The organism is Ochrobactrum sp. EDr1-4 (assembly GCF_049199085.1).
In the GTDB taxonomy this organism is placed as follows: Bacteria; Pseudomonadota; Alphaproteobacteria; order Rhizobiales; family Rhizobiaceae; genus Brucella.
Map to the genome: position 1 here is coordinate 1 of NZ_JBLZOF010000046.1, position 255 is coordinate 255.

Consider the following 255-nt stretch of genomic DNA (forward strand, 5'->3'; position numbering starts at 1 on the left):
GTCTAATGCAACGAACTGAACGCCCTATTCAGACTCGCTTTCGCTACGCCTACACCTACCGGCTTAAGCTTGCTCGTTACACTAAGTCGCTGACCCATTATACAAAAGGTACGCTGTCACCCAGAACAAATCTTGGGCTCCAACTGTTTGTAGGCATTCGGTTTCAGGTACTATTTCACTCCCCTCGTCGGGGTGCTTTTCACCTTTCCCTCACGGTACTGGTTCGCTATCGGTCATGCACGAGTACTTAGGCTT

Annotated in this window: 1 rRNA gene; it reads right to left on the reverse strand. The window is 49.8% G+C overall.

The window, feature by feature from the left end:
* Positions 1-255: ribosomal RNA gene (locus ACOZHT_RS24475) — 23S ribosomal RNA — on the reverse strand; the annotation flags it as partial.